Source organism: Vibrio sp. 2132-1 (genome assembly GCF_033344315.1).
In genome coordinates this window covers 1-25509 of record NZ_JAWPON010000023.1, presented here as the reverse complement: position 1 = coordinate 25509, position 25509 = coordinate 1, and the positions used below count along the sequence as shown (strand labels likewise).

The 25509-nt window shown below is 45.5% G+C and carries 19 protein-coding genes and 1 pseudogene; 8 read left to right on the top strand and 12 right to left on the bottom strand.

What is annotated here, in order from left to right; all coding sequences use genetic code 11:
* Positions 1–38 precede the first annotated feature (38 nt).
* Complete coding sequence (locus R8N47_RS20830; RefSeq protein WP_005381325.1) at positions 39–2600, top strand: penicillin-binding protein 1A; 2562 nt, start codon at positions 39–41, stop codon at positions 2598–2600.
* 53 nt (positions 2601–2653) lie between these two features.
* Here R8N47_RS20830 and oxyR read toward each other — a convergent pair whose 3' ends face one another.
* Positions 2654–3565 carry a DNA-binding transcriptional regulator OxyR gene (gene oxyR, locus R8N47_RS20825; RefSeq protein WP_064354360.1) on the bottom strand — a complete coding sequence of 304 codons (912 nt, stop codon included), beginning with the start codon at positions 3563–3565 and terminating at the stop codon, positions 2654–2656.
* Positions 3566–3734: 169 nt separating this feature from the next.
* On the opposite strand from oxyR, the gene R8N47_RS20820 reads away from it, so the two are divergent.
* The 3 genes from R8N47_RS20820 to R8N47_RS20810 all read left to right on the top strand — a co-directional run bounded on the left by R8N47_RS20820 (position 3735) and on the right by R8N47_RS20810 (position 6782).
* A complete protein-coding gene (locus R8N47_RS20820; RefSeq protein ID WP_005382781.1) occupies positions 3735–4463 on the top strand; it encodes a redoxin family protein in 729 nt (242 codons plus the stop codon).
* A gap of 191 nt (positions 4464–4654) precedes the next feature.
* On the top strand, positions 4655–6127 hold the full coding sequence (locus R8N47_RS20815; protein ID WP_005382783.1) for a dihydrolipoyl dehydrogenase: 1473 nt from the start codon (positions 4655–4657) through the stop codon (positions 6125–6127).
* Positions 6128–6500: 373 nt separating this feature from the next.
* Complete coding sequence (locus R8N47_RS20810) at positions 6501–6782, top strand: DUF3624 domain-containing protein (RefSeq protein ID WP_017821737.1); 282 nt, start codon at positions 6501–6503, stop codon at positions 6780–6782.
* Between the two features lie 194 nt (positions 6783–6976).
* Here the strand turns inward: R8N47_RS20810 and argH are convergent, their stop codons facing one another.
* From argH to argC, 4 genes are all read right to left on the bottom strand, one after another.
* Positions 6977–8851 carry an argininosuccinate lyase gene (gene argH / locus R8N47_RS20805; protein ID WP_005381331.1) on the bottom strand — a complete coding sequence of 625 codons (1875 nt, stop codon included), beginning with the start codon at positions 8849–8851 and terminating at the stop codon, positions 6977–6979.
* Positions 8852–9093: 242 nt separating this feature from the next.
* Entirely contained in the window at positions 9094–10308 is a 1215-nt protein-coding gene (locus tag R8N47_RS20800; protein WP_005381332.1) for an argininosuccinate synthase, read from the bottom strand.
* Between the two features lie 84 nt (positions 10309–10392).
* Positions 10393–11184: an acetylglutamate kinase gene (gene argB / locus R8N47_RS20795; protein ID WP_005381333.1), complete on the bottom strand. Its 792-nt coding sequence runs from the start codon at positions 11182–11184 to the stop codon at positions 10393–10395.
* 21 nt (positions 11185–11205) lie between these two features.
* A complete protein-coding gene (argC, locus tag R8N47_RS20790) occupies positions 11206–12210 on the bottom strand; it encodes an N-acetyl-gamma-glutamyl-phosphate reductase (protein ID WP_005382790.1) in 1005 nt (334 codons plus the stop codon).
* 144 nt (positions 12211–12354) lie between these two features.
* Between argC and argE the strand changes: the two genes are divergently transcribed.
* The 3 genes from argE (at position 12355) to R8N47_RS20775 (ending at position 17362) form a co-directional block, all read left to right on the top strand.
* A complete protein-coding gene (gene argE / locus R8N47_RS20785) occupies positions 12355–13491 on the top strand; it encodes an acetylornithine deacetylase (RefSeq protein WP_005381335.1) in 1137 nt (378 codons plus the stop codon).
* A 272-nt stretch (positions 13492–13763) separates the two neighbouring features.
* Positions 13764–16397 carry a phosphoenolpyruvate carboxylase gene (gene ppc / locus R8N47_RS20780; protein WP_053307549.1) on the top strand — a complete coding sequence of 878 codons (2634 nt, stop codon included), beginning with the start codon at positions 13764–13766 and terminating at the stop codon, positions 16395–16397.
* A 425-nt stretch (positions 16398–16822) separates the two neighbouring features.
* A complete protein-coding gene (locus tag R8N47_RS20775; protein ID WP_005382791.1) occupies positions 16823–17362 on the top strand; it encodes a PadR family transcriptional regulator in 540 nt (179 codons plus the stop codon).
* A gap of 70 nt (positions 17363–17432) precedes the next feature.
* Here the strand turns inward: R8N47_RS20775 and metF are convergent, their stop codons facing one another.
* The 3 genes from metF to R8N47_RS20760 all read right to left on the bottom strand — a co-directional run bounded on the left by metF (position 17433) and on the right by R8N47_RS20760 (position 22181).
* On the bottom strand, positions 17433–18335 hold the full coding sequence (metF, locus tag R8N47_RS20770; RefSeq protein ID WP_005381345.1) for a methylenetetrahydrofolate reductase: 903 nt from the start codon (positions 18333–18335) through the stop codon (positions 17433–17435).
* Between the two features lie 261 nt (positions 18336–18596).
* Entirely contained in the window at positions 18597–21005 is a 2409-nt protein-coding gene (locus R8N47_RS20765) for a bifunctional aspartate kinase/homoserine dehydrogenase II (protein ID WP_017633523.1), read from the bottom strand.
* Between the two features lie 15 nt (positions 21006–21020).
* Positions 21021–22181 (bottom strand): O-succinylhomoserine (thiol)-lyase, encoded by a 1161-nt coding sequence (locus R8N47_RS20760; RefSeq protein ID WP_005381350.1) that lies wholly within the window; start codon positions 22179–22181, stop codon positions 21021–21023.
* Positions 22182–22406: 225 nt separating this feature from the next.
* Here R8N47_RS20760 and metJ point away from each other — a divergent pair, with 225 nt between their 5' ends.
* Entirely contained in the window at positions 22407–22727 is a 321-nt protein-coding gene (gene metJ, locus R8N47_RS20755; protein WP_005381353.1) for a met regulon transcriptional regulator MetJ, read from the top strand.
* A gap of 112 nt (positions 22728–22839) precedes the next feature.
* On the opposite strand, the gene R8N47_RS20750 is transcribed toward metJ, so the two are convergent.
* The 4 genes and pseudogenes from R8N47_RS20750 to R8N47_RS20735 all read right to left on the bottom strand — a co-directional run.
* Positions 22840–24117, bottom strand: a complete 1278-nt coding sequence (locus R8N47_RS20750) for a malic enzyme-like NAD(P)-binding protein (RefSeq protein ID WP_213896543.1) — start codon at positions 24115–24117, stop codon at positions 22840–22842.
* A gap of 206 nt (positions 24118–24323) precedes the next feature.
* Entirely contained in the window at positions 24324–24800 is a 477-nt protein-coding gene (gene bfr / locus R8N47_RS20745; protein WP_005381359.1) for a bacterioferritin, read from the bottom strand.
* Positions 24801–24893: 93 nt separating this feature from the next.
* Positions 24894–25082: a (2Fe-2S)-binding protein gene (locus R8N47_RS20740; RefSeq protein WP_005381360.1), complete on the bottom strand. Its 189-nt coding sequence runs from the start codon at positions 25080–25082 to the stop codon at positions 24894–24896.
* A 331-nt stretch (positions 25083–25413) separates the two neighbouring features.
* Positions 25414–25509 (bottom strand): annotated as a pseudogene (locus R8N47_RS20735) (elongation factor Tu); the annotation flags it as partial.

The window sequence follows — 25509 nt, the reverse complement described above, 5'->3', positions numbered from 1 at the left end:
TTGCCGTTACACAGCCTCAACCAATCAGGGATTCTCCGGTGAAGTTCATAAAGCGTTTATTATTTTTAACATTGATTTGCATAATTCTTGGAGTCACCACAATATTTGGCTTCTATCAGTACGTGAAGCCTGAATTGCCAGATGTTGCAACTCTAAAAGACGTTGAATTACAAACACCTATGAAGGTGTTTAGTCAAGACGGGAAGCTGATCGCACAGTTCGGTGAAAAGCGTCGTATTCCTGTTACTTATGACGAAATTCCTCAAGACTTAATTCACGCGCTCATCGCAACCGAAGATAGTCGTTTCTATGAGCATCCTGGTATCGACCCTATCGGCATCACTCGTGCAGCGGTTGTTGTTGCGGTTTCAGGCTCGGCTAAACAGGGTGCAAGTACGATTACGCAACAGCTAGCTCGTAACTTCTTCTTATCTAATGAGAAGAAGATCATGCGTAAGATTAAAGAGATTTTTATTGCTATCCATATTGAGCAGCTTTTAAGTAAGCAAGAAATCATGGAGCTTTATGTCAATAAAATCTTCCTTGGTTACCGCTCATATGGCTTTGGTGCTGCCGCTCAAGTGTATTTTGGCAAGAGCCTTGATGAATTGACGTTAAGTGAGATTGCAACACTCGCTGGTATGCCAAAAGCGCCATCAACCATGAACCCAATTTACTCTCTTGAGCGCGCAACAAAACGCCGTAACGTTGTATTAATGCGAATGCTTGATGAGAAATACATTACACAAGAGCAGTATGACGAAGCACGCAATGAGCCTATTGTGGCGCGTTATCATAGCGCTGAGATTGAGCTTTCCGCACCTTACGTAGCAGAGTTGGCTCGTGCATGGGCAGTAAAAGAATACGGTGAAGAAGAAGCTTATACCTCTGGCTTGAATATCTACATGACTGTGGATTCTAAACTGCAAGATGCTGCAAATACGTCTGCGGTAAATAACCTCTTGTCATACGATGAACGTCATGGCTACCGTGGTGCAGAAAGTGTGCTTTGGAAAGAAGGGGAAGCGGCCTGGGACAATGAGCAAATAGAAAAGCACCTGAAGAAACAGCCAACTTATGGTGACCTTTACCCTGCGGTTGTGACGAAAGTCGATGATAAGACGGCACAAGTATGGGTTAAGAACCATGAAGAGCAAACCATCCCTTGGACTGGAATGCACTGGGCGCGTAAGTACATTACTGATAACCGCCAAGGCTCAACACCAAAGTCAGCGCATGATGTGCTAGCGACAGGTCAACAAGTTTGGGTTCGCGAAGTAAGTGAAACCGATGAAGATGACAACACAACACTGAGCTGGAAACTGAGCCAAGTGCCGACAGCAAACACCGCGTTTGTTGCGATGAACCCAGAAAATGGCGCGATATTGTCGCTGGTTGGTGGTTTCAACTTTGTTCACAGCAAGTTTAACCGTGCAACCATGTCAGTGCGTCAGGTTGGTTCAAGTATCAAGCCTTTCATCTACTCGGCAGCAATTGACAAAGGGCTGACTCTAGCCACTTTGATTAACGATGCGCCGATCAACAAGTGGGATGCAGGTTCTGGTTCAGCTTGGCGACCAAAAAACTCACCACCGACTTATGGTGGTCCAACGCGTCTTCGCCTCGGCTTAGCTCAATCAAAAAACGTCATGGCAGTGCGTACACTCCGTGAAGTTGGCCTCGAGGAGACACGTCAGTACCTTACTCGTTTCGGTTTTGATATTAACCAAGTACCGCGCTCAGAGACCATCGCACTCGGAGCTGGCAGCTTAACACCAATGAAAGTGGCACAAGGTTACTCTGTATTTGCGAACGGTGGTTATTACGTTGAACCATTCTATGTAGAACGCGTGGAAGATGCATTCGGTGAAGTACTGTTTAAAGCCAATCCAAAGAGTGTTTGTCATAAGGATTGTCCACAAATGAGCGAGCAGCCAGAAAATCGCTACGCTGATGAATTTGGCGAACAAGACGTCGCAATTGACGGCCTTGCAACAGACAATGCCCTTGAAAATGATGAACCTCAATATGCACCGCAAGTTATCTCTGAACAGAATGCATTCTTAATGCGTGAGATGATGTACAGCAACATTTGGGGTGGCGGTAACTGGCGTGAAGGCACAGGTTGGAATGGTACAGGCTGGCGCGCGCAAAAACTTGGTCGTCGTGATATCGGGGGTAAAACGGGTACAACGAATGATTCCAAGGATGCTTGGTACAATGGCTATGGACCTGGTGTCGTTGCGATAGCTTGGGTTGGCTTTGATGATCACTCACGTGCACTTGGCCGCACCACTGTTAACAGCAACCTAGGGCAAGGCCAAATTTCTGGTGCCGAGTCGGGTGCGAAAACCGCAGAGCCTGCTTGGATTGACTTCATGCGTGTTGCGCTAGAAGGGACGCCGGAGCAAGGTAAAAATATTCCAGAGGATATTATTCGAGTTCGTATTGATCGCAACAGCGGTATGCTAACGCACAAGGTAGATAGCACATCAATGTTCGAATACTTTGAAAAAGGCACGGAGCCTACCGAATACGCTGGCGACCGTTTAGAAGATAGTATTTATTCTTCAGGCTCTGGCGCAGAAGAACTGTTCTAAATCACAAAAGCACAAGGGAGAGCATCAAGCTCTCCCTTTTTTATGTCTGCTTCTTATGCTGCAGCATTCAATGATGGATAAGAAACCAACACCTCTTTAATCTTCGCTGCTAAAGCTTCAAACCTAGCTCGTAATGGTGAGCCCGGACGGTATACGAGAACGATATTACGCGAGGGGGTTGGGTTAACAGCTGGTACGTAGCATACGCCATCTTTTTGCTTCTCATTAGGGATAGAAAGCTGAGGCAATAACGTAATCCCCGCACCGGCAGCAACCATGTTGCGTAACGTCTCCAAGCTGGTGGCTTTAAAACGCTCATCGTCTTTTGCACCAGCGGCAAAACAAAAACCTAACGCTTGATCTCGCAGACAGTGGCCGTCTCCCAACGCTAAAACGGTTTTACCATTCAGCTCCAACATATCAACATGGTCGAGAGAGGCCCACTCGTGGTCACATGGCACTGCGACACTTAATGGCTCTTGATACACTTCGATCTCTTTAAATGGCGCAGTTTCATCAACCGAAGCTAAAACTAAGCAATCTAGTTTACCTTCTTCCAATTGACGCACTAATTGATGTGTCTGAGCTTCGTGCAGAAATAGCTCCAGCTCAGGAAATGCTTCTTTTATCTGCGGCAGAATTTTGGGTAATAGATAAGGCCCAACCGTCGGGATGAAACCAATATGCATCGGTCCAGTCATGGCTCCGCTTTGACCGCTTGCCATATCTCTGAAGGTTTTCACTTCACTTAAGATGCGTTTAGCCTGCTCCACCAGCTGTAACCCTGAATCGGTAAACAAAACACGTCGGCTGCTTCGCTCTAAAAGCGTGGTCCCGAGTTCATCCTCTAGTTTACGAATTTGCCCACTCAGTGTTGGCTGACTAACAAAACATGCCTCTGCCGCTTTGCGAAAGTGCTTATGTTCCGCAAGTGCAACTAAGTACTCAAAATCTCGAATATTCATAATTCACGCTTCGCTTCTTTAACAATAGCTAATACCTATCAAAACCATAACACCAAACGATTAGAGCTATCAAAGGATTTTTACAATAATGGGCTCAACAAAACGAAACAGAGCGACGAAAAACGCTAAGCTCTATACGCATAATTTAAAATAGTTAAAGGAAATCATTATGTTTGTATCTAAAGAAGGTCAACAAGTCCCTCAAGTTACTTTTCCAGTTCGTCAAGGTGACTCTTGGGTGAATGTAACGACCGATGAGCTATTTAAAGGTAAGACCGTTATCGTATTTAGCTTACCGGGTGCATTTACTCCAACCTGTTCATCAAGCCATCTACCTCGTTACAACGAATTGTTCCCTGTATTTAAAGAGCACGGAGTGGATGAGATTATTTGTGTCTCGGTCAATGATACGTTCGTGATGAATGCATGGAAACAAGACCAAGAAGCAGAAAACATTACCTTCATCCCGGATGGTAATGGTGAATTCACCGATGGCATGGGTATGTTAGTGGATAAAAACGACATCGGCTTTGGCAAACGTTCATGGCGTTACAGTATGCTAGTAAAAGATGGCGTAGTGGAAAAAATGTTCATTGAGCCAAACGAACCAGGCGACCCATTCAAGGTGTCAGACGCAGATACGATGCTGAACTACATAGCGCCTGACTACAAAACGCAAGAATCCATCACTGTGTTCACTAAACCAGGCTGCCCTTTCTGTATGAAAGCGAAACAAAATCTGATTGACCACGGTCTTCAATATGAAGAAGTGATTCTGGGTAAAGACGCAACAACAGTTAGTCTACGAGCTATATCTGGTCGCACGACTGTTCCACAAGTCTTTATCGGTGGCAAGCACATCGGCGGTAGCGAAGAGCTAGAAGCGTATCTAGGCTAAGCTGTCCATAGCCTACACCCTCGGTCTCCGGTGCCTTTTGGCTCGGAGGCCAACCCTAAACCACTTCTTCTACTAGTCTAGATAAGTAGTCATCTACCAATAAGGTGACTACTTATCCAGATTCAACTATCCAATTCACTCTCCAAGCTCAATGTAGCTAGCTTGGCTTAAAACAAAAGCGAGAGTTCACGATGAAACAAGTTAATGTCGACGTAGCGGTTATTGGTGGCGGGACGGCTGGTCTTGGTGCTTATCGAGCAGCAAAAGCTCATACCAACAGCGTGGTAATGATTGAGGGCGGTCCCTACGGAACAACCTGTGCTCGTGTCGGATGCATGCCGTCTAAGCTGTTAATTGCGGCAGCAGAAAGTGTTCATCAAATCGAAAAAGCACCTGGATTTGGGATACACCCGCAAGGTGAAGTACGAATTAACGGACGAGAAGTGATGGATCGTGTAAAGCGCGAACGCGATCGTTTTGTTGGCTTTGTGCTTGAAAGTGTCGATGATATTCCCGCTGAAGACAAACTATCGGGCTACGCGAAGTTTGCCGATGACCACACTCTCATCATAGATGATCATACTCAGGTCACCGCACAGCGCATTGTTATTGCGACAGGATCTCGTCCAGCATATCCGGCAGCTTGGAATGAACTGGGTGATCGCCTAGTGATTAACGATGATGTATTTGACTGGGATGACTTACCAGAGTCCGTGGCAGTATTTGGCCCAGGAGTCATCGGCCTTGAATTGGGTCAGGCTTTACACCGCCTAGGAGTAAACGTGAAGCTCTTTGGCATTGGAGGACAAGTGGGCCCACTGACAGACCCAGAGGTGATGGCGTATGCAGATAAAGCCTTTAAGGAAGAGTTCTACCTTGATGCAGATGTAAAAGTCGAAAGCATGAAACGCATTGCTTCGTCAGACAATGACGGCGAAGACAAGGTCGAAATCCAATTCATCAACCATGATGGCGAATTAGAAACTTTCGTTGTCGATTACGTATTGGCTGCAACGGGTCGTCGTCCAAACGTAGATAAGCTGACGATCGAGAACACCAATGTGGCGCTCGATGAACGTGGCGTACCAACGGCGGATCACTATACATTGCAAACTTCGGTAGAGAGCATCTTCATCGCAGGTGATGCAAGTAACCAAATTCCACTGCTGCACGAAGCCGCTGACCAAGGCCGTATTGCTGGAGACAACGCAGGCCGTTTCCCAGATATTCGTGCGGGTCTGCGTCGCTCACCAATTTCAGCCGTGTTCTCCGACCCTCAAATTGCTATGGTTGGCGAAACATATAAACAACTAGAAACACGTCTAGGCACATGTGGATGTTTCGCAACCGGTGAAGTCTCGTTTGAAAATCAAGGACGTTCGCGCGTCATGCTTCGTAATAAAGGCATTCTGCATGTCTACGGAGAGCAAGGCACTGGACGTTTTTTAGGTGCAGAAATGATGGGCCCGAATGCAGAGCATCTTGCTCACCTTTTAGCATGGGCGCACCAAAATAGGATGACGATTTCTGAGATGTTAGATATGCCCTTCTATCACCCAGTGATTGAAGAAGGCGTCCGCACCGCTCTACGTGATTTGAATGCAAAACTACACTTAGGGCCAGAAATGGTGAAACATTGTCTTGACTGCGGCCCTGGCTGCTAACGCTTTCAGGCTTCTATCTAAATATAAAGCAAAGCCTCGTCATCAACGAGGCTTTGCTTTACTACTTCGGCGCAATGAAATCTCTCTTACGCTGCCATCATTGCATAGCGGCTGACCATACAAATCGCGACAACACCGATCATAAAGAACCCACCAGCGATACTCAGCGCAAGTTTCAACTCTGTCGACATCATTATATTTCCTGTTAAAGACTGACAGAGCACCATACATCAATTACGTGCCACAAAGCTTTTACAAAGCTAACTTTCCATTTTTGGTTGTGTCATAGCGCTCTAAGTCCGGTACAAGAAACGCTTTCCACCATATAGTTAGATATATAATCTGAAGCAACACTAATGGTTTGGAAAACACTATGACTTGTCGCCGCTGCGAAGAACATTGGTTTTGGAAAAAACTTGGACGTTGCCAACGATGCTTGGATCAATTGACGGTACTTTCTGTACTGTGTTGGATTGTATGGTGGTTTACGCTCAAAGATGATCCACAAAGCATCGAGTCGATCGCTTTGATCTTTGCCGGCTTCGCTTTCAACGTTTTGTTGTTTTTACACTTATGGATGCGTTTTGTCATCTTGCCTTGGCAGCGTCGACGGGGACAAAAAAAGACGAATAAAAAAGAGAAAAGTGACAGATAGAAAAAAGCCCCAAAACCAATGTCAGTTCTGGGGCTCTCTTAGATTCTTCTAAGAAAAAGCAGTGGTACTTTAATAGACCGGGCTTCCTCTCAAAGGTTCCAAATTTTTTCGATTTTTTTAGCGAATACTGATGTAAGTAAGCAGGAAAATGACTATGTCATTGAATGCTAATAAAATCACTCCACAACTTCAGTTCATGCCACATGCGTTTTTTGGATCACTTGCTCCATTAAATTGATCTCAAGCGCTACCTCATCACATGCATGTTGACGTGGGCACTGATCGCAATCTTTCAGAACTTTCTCCGGCAGTAATGACTTCGATGTCGGTAAAAAGCTTTGCTTCATAAAGAACTCAGGCGTTCGCGTTAGAACAAAGACTTTCTTGATCGCCATCTGGCGCGCTTTCTCAACCAAATAGTTCACAATCGCACTGCCCTGCCCTTGGCCTTGCCAGCCCGCTTCGATACCAAGAGAGCGTATTTCAGCCAACCCTGAGTCATACACATATAGAGAAGCGCAACCCGTCACTTCACCATGATGCTCAGCCACCGCGAAAGAGCCAATATCTCTCACGAGCTCATTACGAGAGCGCGGAAGATTCTCACCAAGGTTCGCCCAGTAAGCAACCATACCTTCCAACGTTTCAATGTCCGTCAAACGTGCAGGACGCACTTTCACCGCCGAGCTGTCACGCTGGCTCAGGCGCTTATCCGCTTGTTCTACCGCGTAAGCGACCTGGTGAGGCGAAACACCACCCAAAGCACAACGCTTTTCCAAACACGAATCGATAGTCAGGATGTCATACACATCCGCTTCAATGACCTCTGAGAAGGCTTTTAACTCTTCGATAGACAGTTCTTCTAGCGCACAACCTTTAGCAATAGCACCAACGACCGCGACACCGACGATGTGGTGAGCTTCACGGAATGGGATGCCTTTCGCCACTAGGTAATCAGCTAACTCCGTCGAGTTTGCGTAACCTTGTTTCGCCGCTTCTAGTGTGCGCTCGCCATTCACTTTAATACCGTCAAAACACAGAGCTGCCATTTCCATGCAGTCGTTCCATGTATCTAAAGCGTCAAACAACCCTTCTTTATCTTCCTGCATGTCTTTGTTGTACGCCAATGGCAAGGCTTTAACTGTCATCATCATGCTCGATAATGCGCCATAGACACGCCCTGTCTTACCACGGATCAACTCAAGTGCATCTGGGTTTTTCTTCTGTGGCATTAATGACGAACCAGATGTCACCGTATCCGCTAACTCAATGAAGTTTGACTCGCCTGAATTGTAGAAGATCATATCTTCTGCAAGACGAGAAAGGTGAAGCATAGAAATCGACGCCACCGACATCAGTTCCATCACATGATCACGATCTGAAACCGAATCGAGTGAATTACGCGTAGCACGGTGGAAACCGAGATTATGTGCTAATTGTTCGCGATCAATCGGATAAGCCGTTCCCGCTAAAGCACCCGAGCCAAGTGGACAAGTGTCGAGACGCTGTAAGGCATCATTCAGACGAGAGTAGTCACGCTCGAACATTTCAACATAAGCCAAGCACCAGTGAGCAAAGGTTACAGGTTGAGCACGCTGAAGATGAGTATAGCCTGGCAATACGGTGCCTTGGTGCTGTTTAGCAACGTGGACCATTTGTGCTTGTAGGCGATCTAAAGCAATCAATAATTGCTGACCTTGCTGACGACACCAAAGTTTCAAGTCTGTGGCGACTTGGTCATTCCGAGAACGCCCAGTGTGGAGTTTTTTACCTAAATCTCCCACTTTACTGATTAGCTGCTGTTCAACCCAAGAGTGGATATCTTCTGCATCAGAGCGAAGAATTTGGTGAGGGTCTTCCATCACTTCTAACTTCAGCTCATTTAAAGCAAGTTCCAGTTTTTGCTGTTCTTCTGCCGATAGCACATCAACAGAAAGCAGAGCTTTAGACCATGCGATTGAACCTACGATGTCTTGCTCAGCCAATCGGTAGTCAAAACGCAACGAATCATTGAACTCTTTAAATCTGGTGTCTGCCGCTTGGGTAAATCTTCCGCCCCATAATGCCATTGCGTCTCTCCTGATGACTATTGCTTACTCTAACGTTCTCGAATGAGTAGTAACCAATTTGATGGTCATTTACTCACTTTTTCTTATGGGTCAACGTTACGGCAATTTCGATAAAAAATAAAGTATAAATTCAATATTTTTACATATATATTCAAGCCAAATTTAGATACCCGCTTTTAGAAACCAAAAGACCCGCCTATAAATGGCGGGTCTTTATTCAATCCGAGATGGATGTTAAGGGATTATTTCTTCTGGCTGTTCAATGCACGAATACGGCTTGATAGCGAGTAAAGACGGATAAACCCACCTGCATGGCTTTGGTCGTAAACTTCATCTTCACCAAAAGTCGCGAACTCTTCTGAATACAAGCTGTTGTCAGAACGTTTTTGCGTCACTGTCGCTTGACCTTTGTAGAGCTTAACAACCACTTCACCGTTAACGTCTTGCGCTAGCTCTTCTGAAGCGGCAAGGATCGATTTACATAGTGGCGTAAACCAACGGCCATCGTATACAAGGTGAGACGCTTTTAGACCTAGCTCCTCACGGAATTCGAATGATGATTTGTCTAGCACAAGCTGCTCTACAGCACGCAGCGCTTCCATCATGATGGTGCCTCCCGGTGTTTCATAACAACCACGAGACTTCATCCCAACAAGACGGTTTTCCACGATATCGATACGGCCAACACCGTGCTTAGCGCCCTTCTCGTTTAGGTAAACCAGTGCGTTGTATGGTGTCATCACTTCACCATCAACTTCGACCACTTCACCTTTTTCTACTTTCAGCGTGACGTATTCCGCTTCATTTGGCGCTTGCTCTGGGTCGACAGTCCACACCCAGCAGTCTTCGTTTGGTGCGTTCCACGTATCTTCTAAAACGCCGCCTTCCGTCGAAATGTGCCATGCGTTTGCATCACGTGAATAGATCTTAGTAAGAGACGCAGAGCAAGGAATATTACGCTCAGCTAGGTAATCCAAACACTCTTCACGGCTCACTAGGTCCCACTCACGCCAAGGTGCAATCACTTGTAAGTCCGGTGCTAGTGCTGCGAATGCGCCTTCAAAACGTACTTGGTCGTTACCTTTACCTGTACAGCCATGACACAGAGCGTCCGCGCCCACTTTACGTGCCACTTCAACCTGCGCTTTGGCAATGATTGGACGCGCCATTGATGTACCTAGCAGGTACTTACCTTCGTAGTACGCGCCGGTTTTTAGCGTTGGGTAAATGTAGTCTGCGACCATTTCTTCTTTCAAGTCAGCGATGTAGCACTCAGAAGCACCAGAGGCTTTTGCTTTAGCTTCAATGCCTTCTAGCTCTTCGGCACCTTGACCAACATCGGCAACGAAAGCCACTACTTCACAGTCGTAGTTCTCTTTTAGCCACGGGATAATTACTGAAGTATCTAGACCGCCTGAGTATGCGACTACCACTTTATTTACGTTCACTTTGCTCATGTTTTTTCTCCAAACTTAACTGGCGCTGCGCTCGGCGGTCAGTGCCAACTGCGACTTCCTAATATTGAATTCTTTTGCTGATGCTTATTGAGGCAAGAATTGAGTACCAATACTTTCACCAGCGAATAACTGTGCTAATTTTTCTGGGTAACGCCAGGTCGCGACTTCAATTGGACGGCCAAGATCATTGGCGGCCTCCAAAGCAGCTTTAACTTTGACGATCATGCCATCGGTGATCACATGTCCATCGATCAACGAGTTAGCTTGCTGCTCTGACAGGGTTTTGATCAAATGGCCTTTTCCATCTAATACACCACTCACGTCTGATAACAGGACTAACTCCGCATCTAATGCGCCCGCAACCGCGACTGCTGCTTGATCAGCATTCACATTCATCATCTGGCCATCTTTGGTTAAACCAATTGAACTGATGATCGGCAGTGCACCTGTGTTTAGCACCGCTTGTAATAGTGCTGAGTCACCCGGTGATGCTTTGCCTACCGCGCCGAGTTCTGGGTCAAGTTCTTCAACAAGACACAAACCACCATCCGCAAGGCTAAGGCCCACAGCGTTAAGACCGTCCGCAATCGCTTGACCTTGAAGTAACTTATTCGCAGTGCCTGCAAGCGCGCCTGCAATCACAGGAATTTGATCGTAAGGCGTTACGCGTAAACCGTTTTTCTTAACGGTTTCAAGCTGAAGCTTTGCCATCAACTCATCAACTAGGTAGCCACCGCCATGAACGATGGCGATTTGTCGCTGTGCCGATTTTTGGTAAGCCGCAATGGCACCAAAAAGTTGGCTTAAGGTTTGAGTGCATGATAGAGCTGCACCACCTAGCTTAATGACTAAAGGAGCTTGATTGGTTTGCGTCATCGCATTTCCCTCTTTCAACGACTACAGCAACGCTGTCAGTTCTGGGTAACCGTAATGAATATTGAGACATTGCATCGCTTGACTCGATGCACCTTTAAGTAGGTTGTCGATAGCTGAAATCACAATGATGTGTTCGCCTTGTACCTTCCAGCCGATATCACAGAAAGGGGTATTTTCGACATCCTGAATACGTGGAATACCGTCGCCTTTAAGACGCACCGCAGGCTTGCCTTGATAAGCTTGTTCAAACGCCTGTGCCACTTGTGCTTCTGTCACACCTTGCGCAAGCTTCATGGTGATAGTGGCAAGAATGCCGCGTTTAAAGTTACCGAGGTGCGGAGTAAAAATCACATCGCAACCCAAGTGCTGAGCAATCTCTGGCTGGTGACGATGGTTAAATACACCATAAGGTTGCAAGCTCACTTCACAGAAGCTGTTAACCATGGAGGCTTTACGCCCTGCACCTGATACACCACTGGTTGCGTTGATCACTGGCCATTGGTTGGTATCGAGCAACGCATGTTCTAATAAAGGTTTGATTGCAAGCTGAGAAGCGGTTGGGTAGCAACCTGCTACTGCAATCAAAGGAGTGGTTTTTATTGATTCTTGGTTCCACTCTGCTAAGCCGTATGCTGCTTTATCTAGCCAGTTGTTATGTTGATGTTCGAAGCCATAAAAAGTGTCGTAAAAGCCTTCACTTTTCACACGGAATGCACCCGATAAATCGAATACCTGACAGCCTGCCTCCAAGAAAGTTGGGGCTAAATCATGGCTGACTTCGTGAGCCGTTGCCAAAAACACCACGTCCGATTCTTGAGCGATTTGCAGTGGATCCGTTAGTGGTAAAACTGGCATATCAATGATGCCCGCTAGCTTACCGTGCAGCTGCGCGATGCTCTTTCCCGCATCAACACTGTTGGCGGAAACGTATAAACCTGATAGCGTGAGTTGTGGGTGTTTATTAACCATTAACGCTAACTCTGCGCCGGTGTAACCGCTGGCTCCAATAATCGTGGTTTTTAGCATTGTGTAACATCCATATACTTAAAGGCTCAAATGACTATTCATATTTAATTTTTGCTTTATTTTGATTTTTTATTCATTAAATATGATTTAATATGTGTTTTACATTTTTGTGGTCTGTCTGTCAACAGGAGATTTGAAGAATCCATGCAATTACCAACTTTTCTAGAGGTCTATGAAGGACTCATCAGCACCTCTTCTATCAGCTCCACGGATCCGAGCTGGGATCAGGGCAATGCAAAAGTCATCGAAAAACTCGCATCTTGGTTTAAAGATCTGGGTTTTAGCGTTGAAGTGATCGAAGTCGAGCCAGGCAAGCACAATATGATCGCACGTATGGGTGAGGGTGAAGGTGGCCTTTTACTTGCTGGCCATAGCGATACCGTGCCATTCGATCAAGGGCGATGGAATTTTGATCCGCATAAACTGACGGAAAAAGACAACCGCTTCTACGGTTTAGGCACAGCAGACATGAAAGGCTTTTTCGCCTTTATTTATGAAGCAGTGAAGAAAGTCGATTGGAGCAAGCAGAGCAAACCACTTTACGTATTAGCCACTTGTGACGAAGAGACCACCATGCTGGGCGCGCGACATTTCACAGCAAACGCCCCATTTAAGCCGGATTACTGCATCATTGGTGAACCCACCAGCCTTGTGCCAATTCGAGGTCATAAAGGGCATGTGGCAAATGCCATTCGCGTAACAGGCAAGTCCGGTCACTCATCGGACCCAGCGCTTGGCGTTAACGCTATTGAGATCATGCATGAAGTCATGTTCGCCATGATGCAACTGCGTGACAAATTGATTAAAGAATATCACCATCCGGGTTTTGCCATTCCAAGCCCTACCCTAAACCTTGGACACATTCACGGTGGTGACAGCGCTAACCGTATTTGTGGTTGCTGTGAGCTGCATTACGACGTGCGTCCTCTTCCTGGCATTAGCCTTGATGGTTTAGAGAACATGTTGCGCGGAGCATTAAAAGAAGTCGAAGCGAAATGGCCAGGGAGACTGGAGATTATTCCATTGCATGAGCCTATTCCGGGTTACGAATGCCAACATGACCACCCATTTATTGGTGGTGTTGAAGAGATTTGCCAAACTAGTTCAGAAACCGTGAACTACTGTACTGAAGCACCATTTCTACAGCAGTTGTGTCCAACCTTGGTGCTCGGCCCTGGGTCAATCGACCAAGCCCATCAACCGGATGAGTTTCTATCCTTCGACTTTATCGACCCCACAATTGATGTGCTTTCAAAGGCGATGGTCAAGTACTGCTGTTAATACGCGTTTAAGCTCGAAAGTCTGTGCAGCTCGATTGAGCTGCATCTTTTTATCTTCACAATTTAGCGCTAGTCTTAACACTTATTTAACTTGTTATTTTGTAATTAATTTTCACTTCTTACTCTATGGCTGCCGTAAATTTGCTCTAAATCAGGAGACAGCGGAATAATTGCAAACTTAGTCTGCTTTATTTGACTATAACTGGTGCTTTTCGCTAGATTGGAGTCTTAACAAGGACAATGGATGTAGTTTTTTTACGAGGCAGGACGACAATGAACGAGAAATACGCCGCACTCAAAAGTAATGTGCGCATGTTAGGCCACTTATTGGGTAACACCATTCGCGATGCCCATGGCGAAGAAATCTTCGAGAAAGTGGAAACCATTCGTAAATTATCCAAATCAGCTCAAGCAGGGAATCAAGCAGACAGGGACAGCTTGATCGAAGAAATCAAACATCTACCTGATGAGCAGCTAACGCCCGTTACTCGCGCGTTTAACCAATTTCTAAACCTCACCAATATCGCTGAGCAATACCACACGATTTCACGCCATTGTGAAGAGCACATTTGCGAACCAGACGCGATTAACTCGCTGTTTTCTAAACTGGTACAAAACGATGTGAGCAAACTGGACACTGCCCAAGCGGTTCGTGATCTAAATATTGAATTGGTATTGACGGCTCACCCAACAGAAATTACGCGCCGCACGATGATCAACAAACTGGTCAAGATAAACGAGTGCTTATCAAAGTTGGAGCTAAGCGATCTTTCTTCTAAAGAGCGCAGAAAAACCGAACGCCGCCTAGAGCAACTGATTGCCCAAGGCTGGCATTCAGACGTGATTCGACAACAACGCCCAACTCCGTTGGATGAAGCAAAATGGGGCTTTGCGGTCGTTGAAAACTCGCTATGGGAAGCAGTACCGGACTTCCTACGTGAGATGAATGACCGTCTAAAATCTTACCTTGGAGAAGGTTTACCCATTGATGCTCGCCCAGTGCACTTCTCCTCTTGGATGGGCGGTGACCGTGACGGTAACCCGTTTGTTACTCACAACGTTACGCGTGAAGTCTTACTATTGTCTCGTTGGAAAGCCGCCGATCTTTATCTCAATGACATCAACGAGTTGATCAGCGAGCTGTCTATGACAGTTTCAAACGATCAAGTCCGTGAACTTGCTGGCGAAGATCAGCACGAACCATACCGTGCGATCCTGAAGCAATTACGCACTCTGCTCAATGAAACCAAAGATATTCTCGATGCTAAGATCCACGGTCAAAAACTGGCCGTTAAAGCCCCACTGCAAAAAGTCGAGCAACTTTGGGAACCGCTGTATGCCTGCTACCAGTCACTAAACGAATGTGGCATGGGTGTAATAGCCAACGGCTCACTACTGGATACACTACGCCGCGTAAAAGCATTTGGTATCCATCTTGTACGTCTTGATATCCGCCAAGAGAGCACGCGTCACTCAAACGTCTTGTCTGAACTAACTCGCTACTTAGGTATTGGTGATTACGAACAATGGAGTGAGCAAGATAAGATTGCTTTTCTAACTAACGAGCTGGCATCTAAACGTCCGCTTCTCCCTCGTGATTGGGAACCGTCTGAACCCGTCAAAGAGGTTTTGGATACCTGTAAGATTGTTGCAGCACAACCGCGTGAAGCGTTTGGCGCTTACGTTATTTCAATGGCACGTACCGCTTCTGATGTACTAGCCGTTCATCTACTGCTACAAGAAGCAGGTTGCCCTTACCGCATGGATGTGTGTCCTCTGTTCGAAACGCTAGACGATTTGAACAACGCAGAATCGGTCATCAAGCAGCTTATGGGGATTGACCTTTACCGTGGTTTTATCCAAAACCACCAGATGGTCATGATTGGTTACTCTGACTCAGCGAAAGATGCAGGTGTTATGTCTGCTGGTTGGGCTCAGTATCATGCGATGGAATCGTTAGTTAAAGTGGCTGAAGAAGAAGGCGTTGAGCTAACTCTATTCCATGGTCGTGGGGGCACAGTCGGTCGCGGTGGCGCACCTGCGCATGCTGCGCTTTTGTCGCAACCACCAAAAAGCTTGAAAGGCGGTTTACGTGTAACAGAGCAAGGCGAAATGATCCGCTTTAAACTGGGACTCCCAGATGTCGCAGTAAACAGCTTTAACCTATATGCAAGTGCGATTCTGGAAGCCAACTTGTTACCGCCACCGGAGCCAAAACAAGAATGGCGCGACTTGATGGAAGTGCTATCAGAAGTAAGCTGTGAGTCTTACCGAAATGTGGTTCGTGGCGAGCCAGATTTCGTGCCTTACTTCCGCCAAGCAACACCAGAACTCGAACTCGGCAAGTTGCCACTTGGTTCTCGTCCTGCAAAACGCAACCCTAAGGGCGGAGTAGAAAGCTTACGTGCAATCCCGTGGATCTTCTCATGGAGTCAAAACCGTTTGGTACTTCCTGCATGGCTAGGCGCAGGTGAAGCGATTCAATACTCGATCGATAAAGGCCACCAAGCATTGCTCGAAGAGATGTGCCGCGAATGGCCATTTTTCTCAACTCGTCTCGGCATGCTGGAAATGGTGTACTCTAAGTGTAATATTGATATCTCTCGCTACTACGATGAGCGATTGGTGGATGAGTCGCTCCGTCCACTCGGTGAAAAGCTTCGTGCTCAGCTTCAAGAAGACATCAAAGCGGTACTGAATGTAGAGAACAATGAAAACTTGATGCAGCATGACCCTTGGGGACTCGAGTCTATTCGCTTACGCAATATCTACGTTGAGCCATTGAATATGCTACAAGCAGAGCTGCTATACCGCACGCGTCAAACCGAAGAAGCTTCTGCAAACTTGGAAGAAGCGTTGATGGTGACGATTGCTGGTATTGCTGCAGGTATGCGCAACACAGGCTAATCGTTTCATTTTTAATAGAAAGCTGGGCAAATGCTCAGCTTTTTTTTATCACAGGATAATCGCACCAAAACAAAGGCAGTTAAATATACCACTAGAGACCCAAAAAATACCAAAATAAAAGAATAAAAAACCACAAGTTAACACTATTGATTATTATGTTAGTTTTTTAGGGTAATTTTGTCCTACTATTCCACTTCATGCTTATTATTTATATACTACTTGCCTGCTGAGAGCTCATAAATCCAATCATACCTGCTCCAGCCTTGATGGGACTCCCCATCTCTCTAGGTGATAAACGGCTTTAAGGTGACAGGACCAACATTGTTGGTGCTACTTATACATTAAAAAACTCAAGTGCCAGTAAGAGCGCAGCTGAAAGTATAAGTAGCTTGTTTACAAGTTTATTGACCATTTGGATTGAAGACATGTCATTACCACACGTAATCTTAACTGTTCTTAGCACTCGCGACGCAACCGGTTACGATATCACTAAAGAATTCTCTGCTAGCATCGGTTACTTCTGGAAAGCAAGCCACCAACAGGTGTACCGTGAACTCAACAAAATGGCTGAGAAAGAACTGGTTACTTGCGTATTAGAACCCCAAGAAGGCAAACCAGACCGCAAGGTTTACTCCATTACAGACGCTGGTCGCAGCGCTTTAGGAGAGTGGTTTGATCAACCAACTGCACACCCAACAGTTCGTGATGAGTTTTCAGCGAAATTGATGGCATGTGCCGTTCAACCAGCTGCTCCATTCCGTGACCAACTCGCCGAGCTAGTTGAAGAGTCTCGCAAACTGGTTTCTCACTACAAAGAAATTGAAGCGGCTTACTACGCAACGCCGTCAACTTTAGATAAACAAGCTCGCCTAGAACGTCTAACGCTTCGCCGTAACCTACTGTTACGTGAAACTTGGATCACTTGGGCAGAAGAAGTTCTAACTGAACTTGAAGTGATTGGTTAAACTCCTTTTGCTTTGATAAAACGAAAAAGGCTTGCCACTTGGCAAGCCTTTTATCTTTTTGAAACTAGGTTTACGCACCGACTACTGCGCGAGGACGAACACCCAACGTATGGCATAACGCGTAAGTCATCTCTGCACGGTTTAGTGTGTAGAAGTGAAAATCCTTAACCCCTTCACGACTCAGTACACGCACCATATCAATAGCTTGGCTAGCTCCTACAAGCTGGCGAGTCACCGGATCATCATCCAAGCCATCGAATTGTTTGCTCATCCATCCTGGTACTTTCACATTGTTCTGTGCCGCAAAGCGAGAAGCTTGCTTAAAGTTCGATACAGGCAAAATTCCTGGCACAATTTCTACGTCAATTCCTGCTGCGACACAACGGTCACGGAATCGCAGGTAAGACTCAACGTCAAAAAAGAACTGAGTAATAGCACGGTTTGCACCTGCATCTACCTTACGTTTTAGGTTCAATAAGTCAGACTGAGCGCTTTTAGCTTCAGGGTGAACCTCAGGGAATGCAGCAACGGAGATATCGAAATCGTGGCGTGATTTCAGCAGCTCAACCAAATCCGAGGCATACATATCAGGCGCACCGCCACCTGGAGGAATATCACCACGCAAAGCGACGATATTTTCAATACCATTGTTCCAATAATCATCGGCAATATTAATCAACTCTTCACGAGTCGCATCAATACAAGTGAGATGGGGAGCGGCAACCAATCCGGTTGTTGCTTTAATTTCTTTAATGATGGAGTGTGTTCTGTCACGCTCGCCGGAGTTCGCACCGTAAGTCACAGAAACAAATTTAGGTTGAAGCGTTTTAAGACGGTGCACTGAATTCCAAAGTGTTTCTTCCATCTTAGCGCTGCTTGGCGGAAAAAACTCAAACGATACATTGATGTTATCTGATAACTCAGCAATATTCTGGTTCAAGGCGTCGATATGGCCTGCGTGCGTATATCCCATCTTACTCTCCCTGCGGCACTCCGCCACGAAAACAAATCCTTAAAATCGACGTTTAGACGTCTATATGTCTACAGAATGTATTGAATACGATTTAATGTCAACCTTGTAATTATGAATTTTTCTCACGTTAATAATGAAGATAGTTCAAGTTTCTACTTGAGCATCATCTCACCATTTTGCACGGGTTATGACTTCAGTATGGCACTGATAGGGGAATAAAAAACCCTGGATTAATTCCAGGGTTTTAGGTCAATCGCAACTTTAAAATAAACCAGCCAATCGGTTGAGGTCGGATTGAATAGCGCCAGCTGTCACTTCTCTGCCTGCGCCTGGTCCTCGAATGACCAGAGGGTTATCTTTGTACCACTTGCTCTCTATGGCAAAAATGTTATCGCATGGCAATAAGTTGGCGAGCGCGTGCTCACGAGATAACGCTTCGACTCCCACCGTTGCTTTACCATTTTTTTCTAAACGCGCCACATAGCGAAGCACTTGATCGTTTCTCTGTGCTTTTGTCAGACGCTCTTGAAGTATTTCACTCAACAACGCTCCATTATCGAAGAAATCATCTAAGCTCAGTTCTCTTAATTCTTCTGGAACCAAAGACTCAACTTTAACGCTGTCTGGTTCTATATCTAGGCCCGACTCTCGAGCCAAGATGACTAACTTACGCATTACATCGGAGCCATCTAAATCAGAACGAGGGTCAGGTTCGGTTAACCCTTGCTGCCAAGCAAGATCGACTAAATCATTAAATGGCACAGAACCATCAAACTGTTGGAACAGCCATGATAGCGTCCCCGAGAAAATACCCGATAGAGCGACGATTTCATCCCCACTTTCACGAAGATCTCGCACGGTATGGTTTATCGGTAACCCAGCACCCACCGTTGCGTTGTATAGCCAATGACGACCAATTTTAGCGAATGCATCTTGAACCTGATGGTAGTACTGGCTATCTGCGGAACCGGCAACTTTGTTAGCGGAAATCAAATGAATGCCTTGCTGTGCGATTTCTACGTAGCGCTGAGCCAACTCTTTACTCGCGGTAACATCAAGCACGACGGCTTCATCGTAGCTTTTAAGCGCTCCCAAACGTGCCAGCCAATCCCCATTGTTTGCTATGCTTTCATCATCAAATCGTTCAGCAACACTCGCCGCCTCAATACCTTGCTCATCGAACCAATAGGTTTGGCTATCCACAACCGCGACAAGATCAAAGCTCATACCATGACGTTTTTCGAGCTCACTTTTTTGCGTCGCAAATAAATTTAACCAACTAGAACCAATATTACCCTTGCCACATAAAGCCACTGCCACGCGTTTTTGCGCTTGGAACAACTGGCTATGAATCGTTTGAACCAACGCCTCAGTATCAGTACGGCGCAAAACAGCGACTAGGCTCAGCCCTGAGTCTGTTTCAGAGATAAATTCTACCGGAGAGTGCTTTAGCTTCTGATAAAAGCCAAAGCAATGATTGGCGTTTTTCGTAACGCCTGCACCTACCGCAGCTAAGAGCGAGTAACCTTCTTTTAGCTTAATTTCAGCCTCTACCGCAAGCTCTTGCAAGTGTTTCAATGCACCACCGGCGATTTCTGCGGTGTAAGCCAAGCGTAGCGTGTGCTGATCGGATTGAGCTTCAAATGCCAGTGGCTCTAATTGCGCGCGCTGCAACGCTTGTAATACATCACTCTGTGTTTTTTCGAAGTCGTGCCCATGCATGAAAGACAACTGCACCAATAAAACATCATCCAGTGAAGTAATAATTTTAGCGCCACGACCAGATGCCAATACACGCTCAATACGAGTAGAACCCGACTCTGGCAGATAGCTACACTTGAGATTAAGGTCCATGGTACTTTGCGCCACAGGCTGAAGCGTACGACTGTGTAGCACTGGGGCAGCTAAGCGAGCAAGTTCACTGGCTTCATCCAATCGAAGTAACGGTAATAAACAAGCGTCAGACACCAAACGTGGATCGGCACTATAAACACCAGCAACATCACTCCAAATCGTGACAGTACTGACTTCAGCAAGCGCGCCTATGACCGTTGCAGAATAGTCAGAGCCGTTACGACCAAGTAGAATGGTTTCTCCTGCCTCGTTCTGAGCCATAAAGCCAGTAATTACCACACGTTTATGGTTATGCTGCGCGAGGATCTCTTTAATTAAAGGGTATGAACGAGCGCGATCAACCTCTGGTTGAGTTCCCGCTTCTGCACGTAAAAACGCTCGTGCATCTTGTGCAACCGCAGGGATAGAACGTTGAGATAATAACGCGGCCAATAGGCGAGCAGACCATACTTCTCCGTGTCCCAGTACCGCAGCTTTTTGCGCATTAGTGAGTGGTGCAGTCAGCTCCGAGAGAGTACTGAACTCATCATGTAATAAAGCTAACAGCTCTTCTTTTGCTTCACTCTCCAACAAGCTTTCTATTAGCTCAGTTTGGAACTGTCTTAAGCTTTGAAGCGCTTCATGCGCAATTCGGCCATCTTTATTTAACCCTTCCAAAAACTCAATCAAGCGATTAGTGGTTTTTCCTGCAGCAGAGACGACCACAAGATCATTTTCTGTCGAATACTCTTTGAGAATACCCACAACGCGTAAGTAGCATTCTGGGTTTGCTAAGCTACTGCCACCAAACTTATGCAGCTGACGTTGTACAGTCATTGTTATCGTCTCCTATTACTGGGTAGCTTTAGCGAACGCTTGTTCTAAATCTGTGATGAGGTCTTGTGCATCTTCCAAACCGACAGACAAACGCAATAGTTGATGAGAGACCCCAGCCTCCGCCAGTGCCTCCTCACCCATTGCACGGTGAGTCATGGATGCCGGGTGGCAAATCAAACTTTCTACACCACCTAATGATTCAGCTAATGAAAACAGTTGGAGCTCTTTCACAAACACCTTTAACTGCTCAAACGAACCAGCAAACTCAAAACTCAACATAGAGCCAAAGCCCGTTTGCTGCTTTTTAGCAATGTCGTGACCTGGATGTTCCGGCAGGCTTGGATGATAGATAGTTTTAACTAACGCTTGTTTCTGTAGGTAAGCCAGTACCTGCTGTGAGCTCTCTTCATGTACTTTCATACGAGCACCAAGCGTACGAATACCTCGCAGTGTCATGTAACTATCGAAAGGTGTGCCCGTTGCACCAATACAATTGCCCCACCATGCAAGCTCTTCTGCATGCGCTTCTGTGTTGGTGATGATTACCCCACCAATTACGTCCGAATGACCGTTGATGTACTTTGTTGTGGAGTGGATAACAAAATCCGCACCTAGCTCTAAAGGTTTTTGGTACACGGGTGTCAAAAAGGTATTGTCCACCGCAACTAACGCGCCGACTTGTTTCGCTTTTTCACAAGTAGCTGCAATATCCACTACGCGAACCAGAGGGTTTGACGGAGTTTCTAGCAAAATGAGTTTTGGTTTTTGTGCCAATGCAGCATCTAAAGCCTGTTCGTCTGATTGATCGACAAACTGAACCTTAAAATCGCCTTTATTAGCTCGGGTATTAAAAAGACGATAGGTACCACCATAACAATCGTGAGGAGCAATAATGAGATCATCTGGGCCGAGAAAAGCGGAAACCCATAAATTTAATGCCGACGTACCGCAGTTAGTAACAACCGCTCCTTTTCCAGACTCGAGTTCAGATAGCGCACTTTCCAACAGTCCGCGGTTTGGATTACCAGATCGTGTGTAATCATACTTGGGCACTTCACCAAAAGCAGGAAAACCATAGTTAGTGGAAAGATAAATAGGTGGAACGACAGCATGATATTGGCTGTCTGATTCAATACCAGTGCGTACTGCAATGGTCGCAGGTTTGCGAGTGCTCATGGGTGTATCCTTTCACGGGTAATGACTTCTAAATAGGAATGCGCTATATCTAATGAGTAACATAAAGTGATCAACACGCTTCCTTTGCTGTTATGTTCACTTTACTCGTCAAAAAATGAGACGTCAACACTTCTAGACGTCTATATGTCTTTGCTTATGGCGGTAAATGCAGCTAAAATCAGCACCTAAATTATTTTTAACCGATTACATAAATGAAGGTGTGCAATGGCTGACTGGAATGGCGAATACATTAGCCCATATGCAGAGCACGGCAAAAAAAGCGAACAAGTAAAAAAAATTACCGTCTCTATCCCGCTAAAAGTTTTAAAGGTGCTAACTGATGAGCGTACTCGCCGTCAGATCAATAACTTACGCCATGCAACCAATAGCGAATTGCTATGCGAGGCATTTTTGCACGCGTACACAGGTCAGCCACTTCCGACAGATGAAGACCTTCGTAAAGACCGTCCTGATGATATTCCAACAGAAGTAAAAGCGCTGATGACGGAAATGGGCATCGAATTTGAGTCATTCGACGAAGAATAAAAAAGCCTGATAAGAGGTTTCAGGTAATAACTCTTGCCTCGAGCCAAATGAATGACATAAAAAATGGGACGCAATAGCGTCCCATTTTTGTGTATCACATCTGAAAGATATATTACTCTGCCATGTAGCTTTCAGGCATCTCGATACGAGCTACACCTGAATTAACCGCCGCCTGAGCAACCGCTTTTGCAACACGTGGTAGCAAACGTGAATCCATTGGTTTTGGAATAATATAGTCCGCACCAAACTCTAGCTTATCAACACCTGCAGCCTTCAATACGGCTTCAGGTACAGGCTCTTTTGCTAGCTCACGAATCGCCTCAACGGCTGCAAGTTTCATTTCATCATTGATTTCACTTGCACGCACATCAAGAGCACCGCGGAAAATGAATGGGAAACACAATACGTTGTTAACTTGGTTAGGATAATCACTACGGCCAGTACCCATGATCAAGTCATCACGAACTGCGTGAGCAAGTTCCGGCTTGATTTCAGGATCCGGGTTAGAACATGCGAATACGATTGGCTTATCTGCCATCAACTTCAACGCTTCCGCTGGCAATAGGTTTGGACCAGATACACCTAGGAACAGATCTGCACCTTCAATCACGTCTTCTAGTGTGCGCTTATCTGTATTGTTCGCAAATAGCTGCTTATATTCATTAAGATCATCACGACGAGTGTGAATCACACCTTTGCGATCTAGCATGTAGATTTTTTCGCGCATTGCGCCGCATTTGATCAGAAGCTCCATACACGCTACAGCGGCAGCGCCAGCGCCAAGACAAACAATTGTTGAATCTTCAAGTTTCTTACCTTGAAGTTCGATTGCATTCAGCATACCCGCTGCCGTTACAATAGCAGTACCATGTTGATCATCGTGGAATACTGGTACATCACAACGTTCAATCAGACGCTTTTCAATCTCAAAACAGTCTGGTGCTTTAATATCTTCAAGGTTGATACCGCCAAAAGTGTCTGCAATGCTCGCAACAGTATCAACAAATTCATCGATCGTGCGGTGCTTAACTTCAATATCAATAGAGTCAAGACCTGCAAAACGCTTAAACAGTAACGCTTTACCTTCCATCACTGGCTTAGATGCAAGTGGACCTAGGTTACCTAGACCTAGAATAGCGGTACCGTTAGAAATAACAGCAACCATGTTCCCTTTTGCAGTGTACTTGTACACGTTATCCGGGTTTTGTGCGATTTCACGCACTGGCTCTGCAACACCAGGGCTATATGCAAGGGCAAGATCACCCGCCGTTTCCGCAGGCTTTGTCAGTTCGACAGCAATCTTTCCTGGAGTTGGATAAGCATGGTAATCCAATGCTTTTTGGCGATGTTCTTCTTCTGGAGTGGCTGCTTGGTGGTTGTCTTCAGACATGGACGTTTCTCTTTTTTATTTTTAGGTAAGGGGGCATAAATTCTATCGGATAGAAATCAAACTTCATAGGCAAGATTGCGAGCAATATCCTTAAAAAGCCGATAATAAAAGAGATTAGACCAGATAACGGGGTTAAGCACCCGATTTTCGAGTCAGGTGCTCTTTCTTCTTACTATTATTGGAGTATGCAAAATTAGAAAGTATCGTTACTCTTCGTCCACGTATTGCGCTTGGAGATAATTCTCAATACCAGACATTTCAATCAAGCCAAGTTGCGTCTCTAGCCAATCAACATGTTCTTCTTCATCTTCAAGAATATCTTGGAAGAGATCTCGAGACACATAATCTCGAATGTCTTCAGCGTAGGCAATCGCATCTTTTAAATCTGGAATAGCCGCCATTTCAAGCTTTAAGTCACACTCGAGCATTTCCTTGGTATCTTCACCAATCATCAACTTACCTAAATCTTGTAGGTTCGGTAGGCCTTCAAGGAACAAAATACGCTCAATTAGATGATCGGCATGCTTCATCTCATCGATAGATTCGTGATATTCCTTGTCTGCTAGGTGCTTTAAGCCCCAGTCTTTATACATTCTGGCGTGAAGAAAATACTGATTAATAGCGACGAGCTCGTTACCGAGCACTTTATTGAGATGTTGAATGATGATTGGATCGCCTTTCATGACAAAACCCTCCTCTTTGGCTTCATTTAAATGTAGAAGCAAATGAGAAGGTGTCAAAATGTAAGGCAAATAATTACTGCATACTTACAGCAATTAGCTGGCTTGTTTAAATTCCGTGTAACTAGTTTCCGCTAAAATTTCCTTGGCCTGTCTGATGCACTTACCACATTGGCTGCCCAATGCCGTGCACTTTTTGATTCCTTTAATATCTGTTACGCCTTCATCTATCGCCAACTTCCTAATTTTTTTGTCGGAGACACCATGGCAAAGACAAACGTACATACTCAAAAAACCTATAAAACTAATCTGTGACAAACAATATAAACAAGAATAGTTCTTGTTACCAGTCGCATTATGGTGTCCGCTCAGAATATTTGGTTATAACGATTTTACCGCTGCAGGAAAAGATCAAAGGGTTAAGAGGGGTGAGTAAAAGCGTTAAGAAACAAAGCCGGTAAAACTCTGTTTTTAAATCGAAAAAGTGACGTCTTTTATTTCAACACTTATAACTAAATGTAATCTAGAAATGAAAAAGGGAAGCCTAAGCTTCCCTTTTCGATGCGCTTTCTTCAAAAAGAAGAACAGTGCAAGATTTCGTTTAATTCGTTATGAATTAGTCGAAGATCTTAGCTACAACACCAGCACCTACTGTACGGCCACCTTCACGGATCGCGAAACGTAGACCTTCGTCCATTGCGATTGGTGCGAT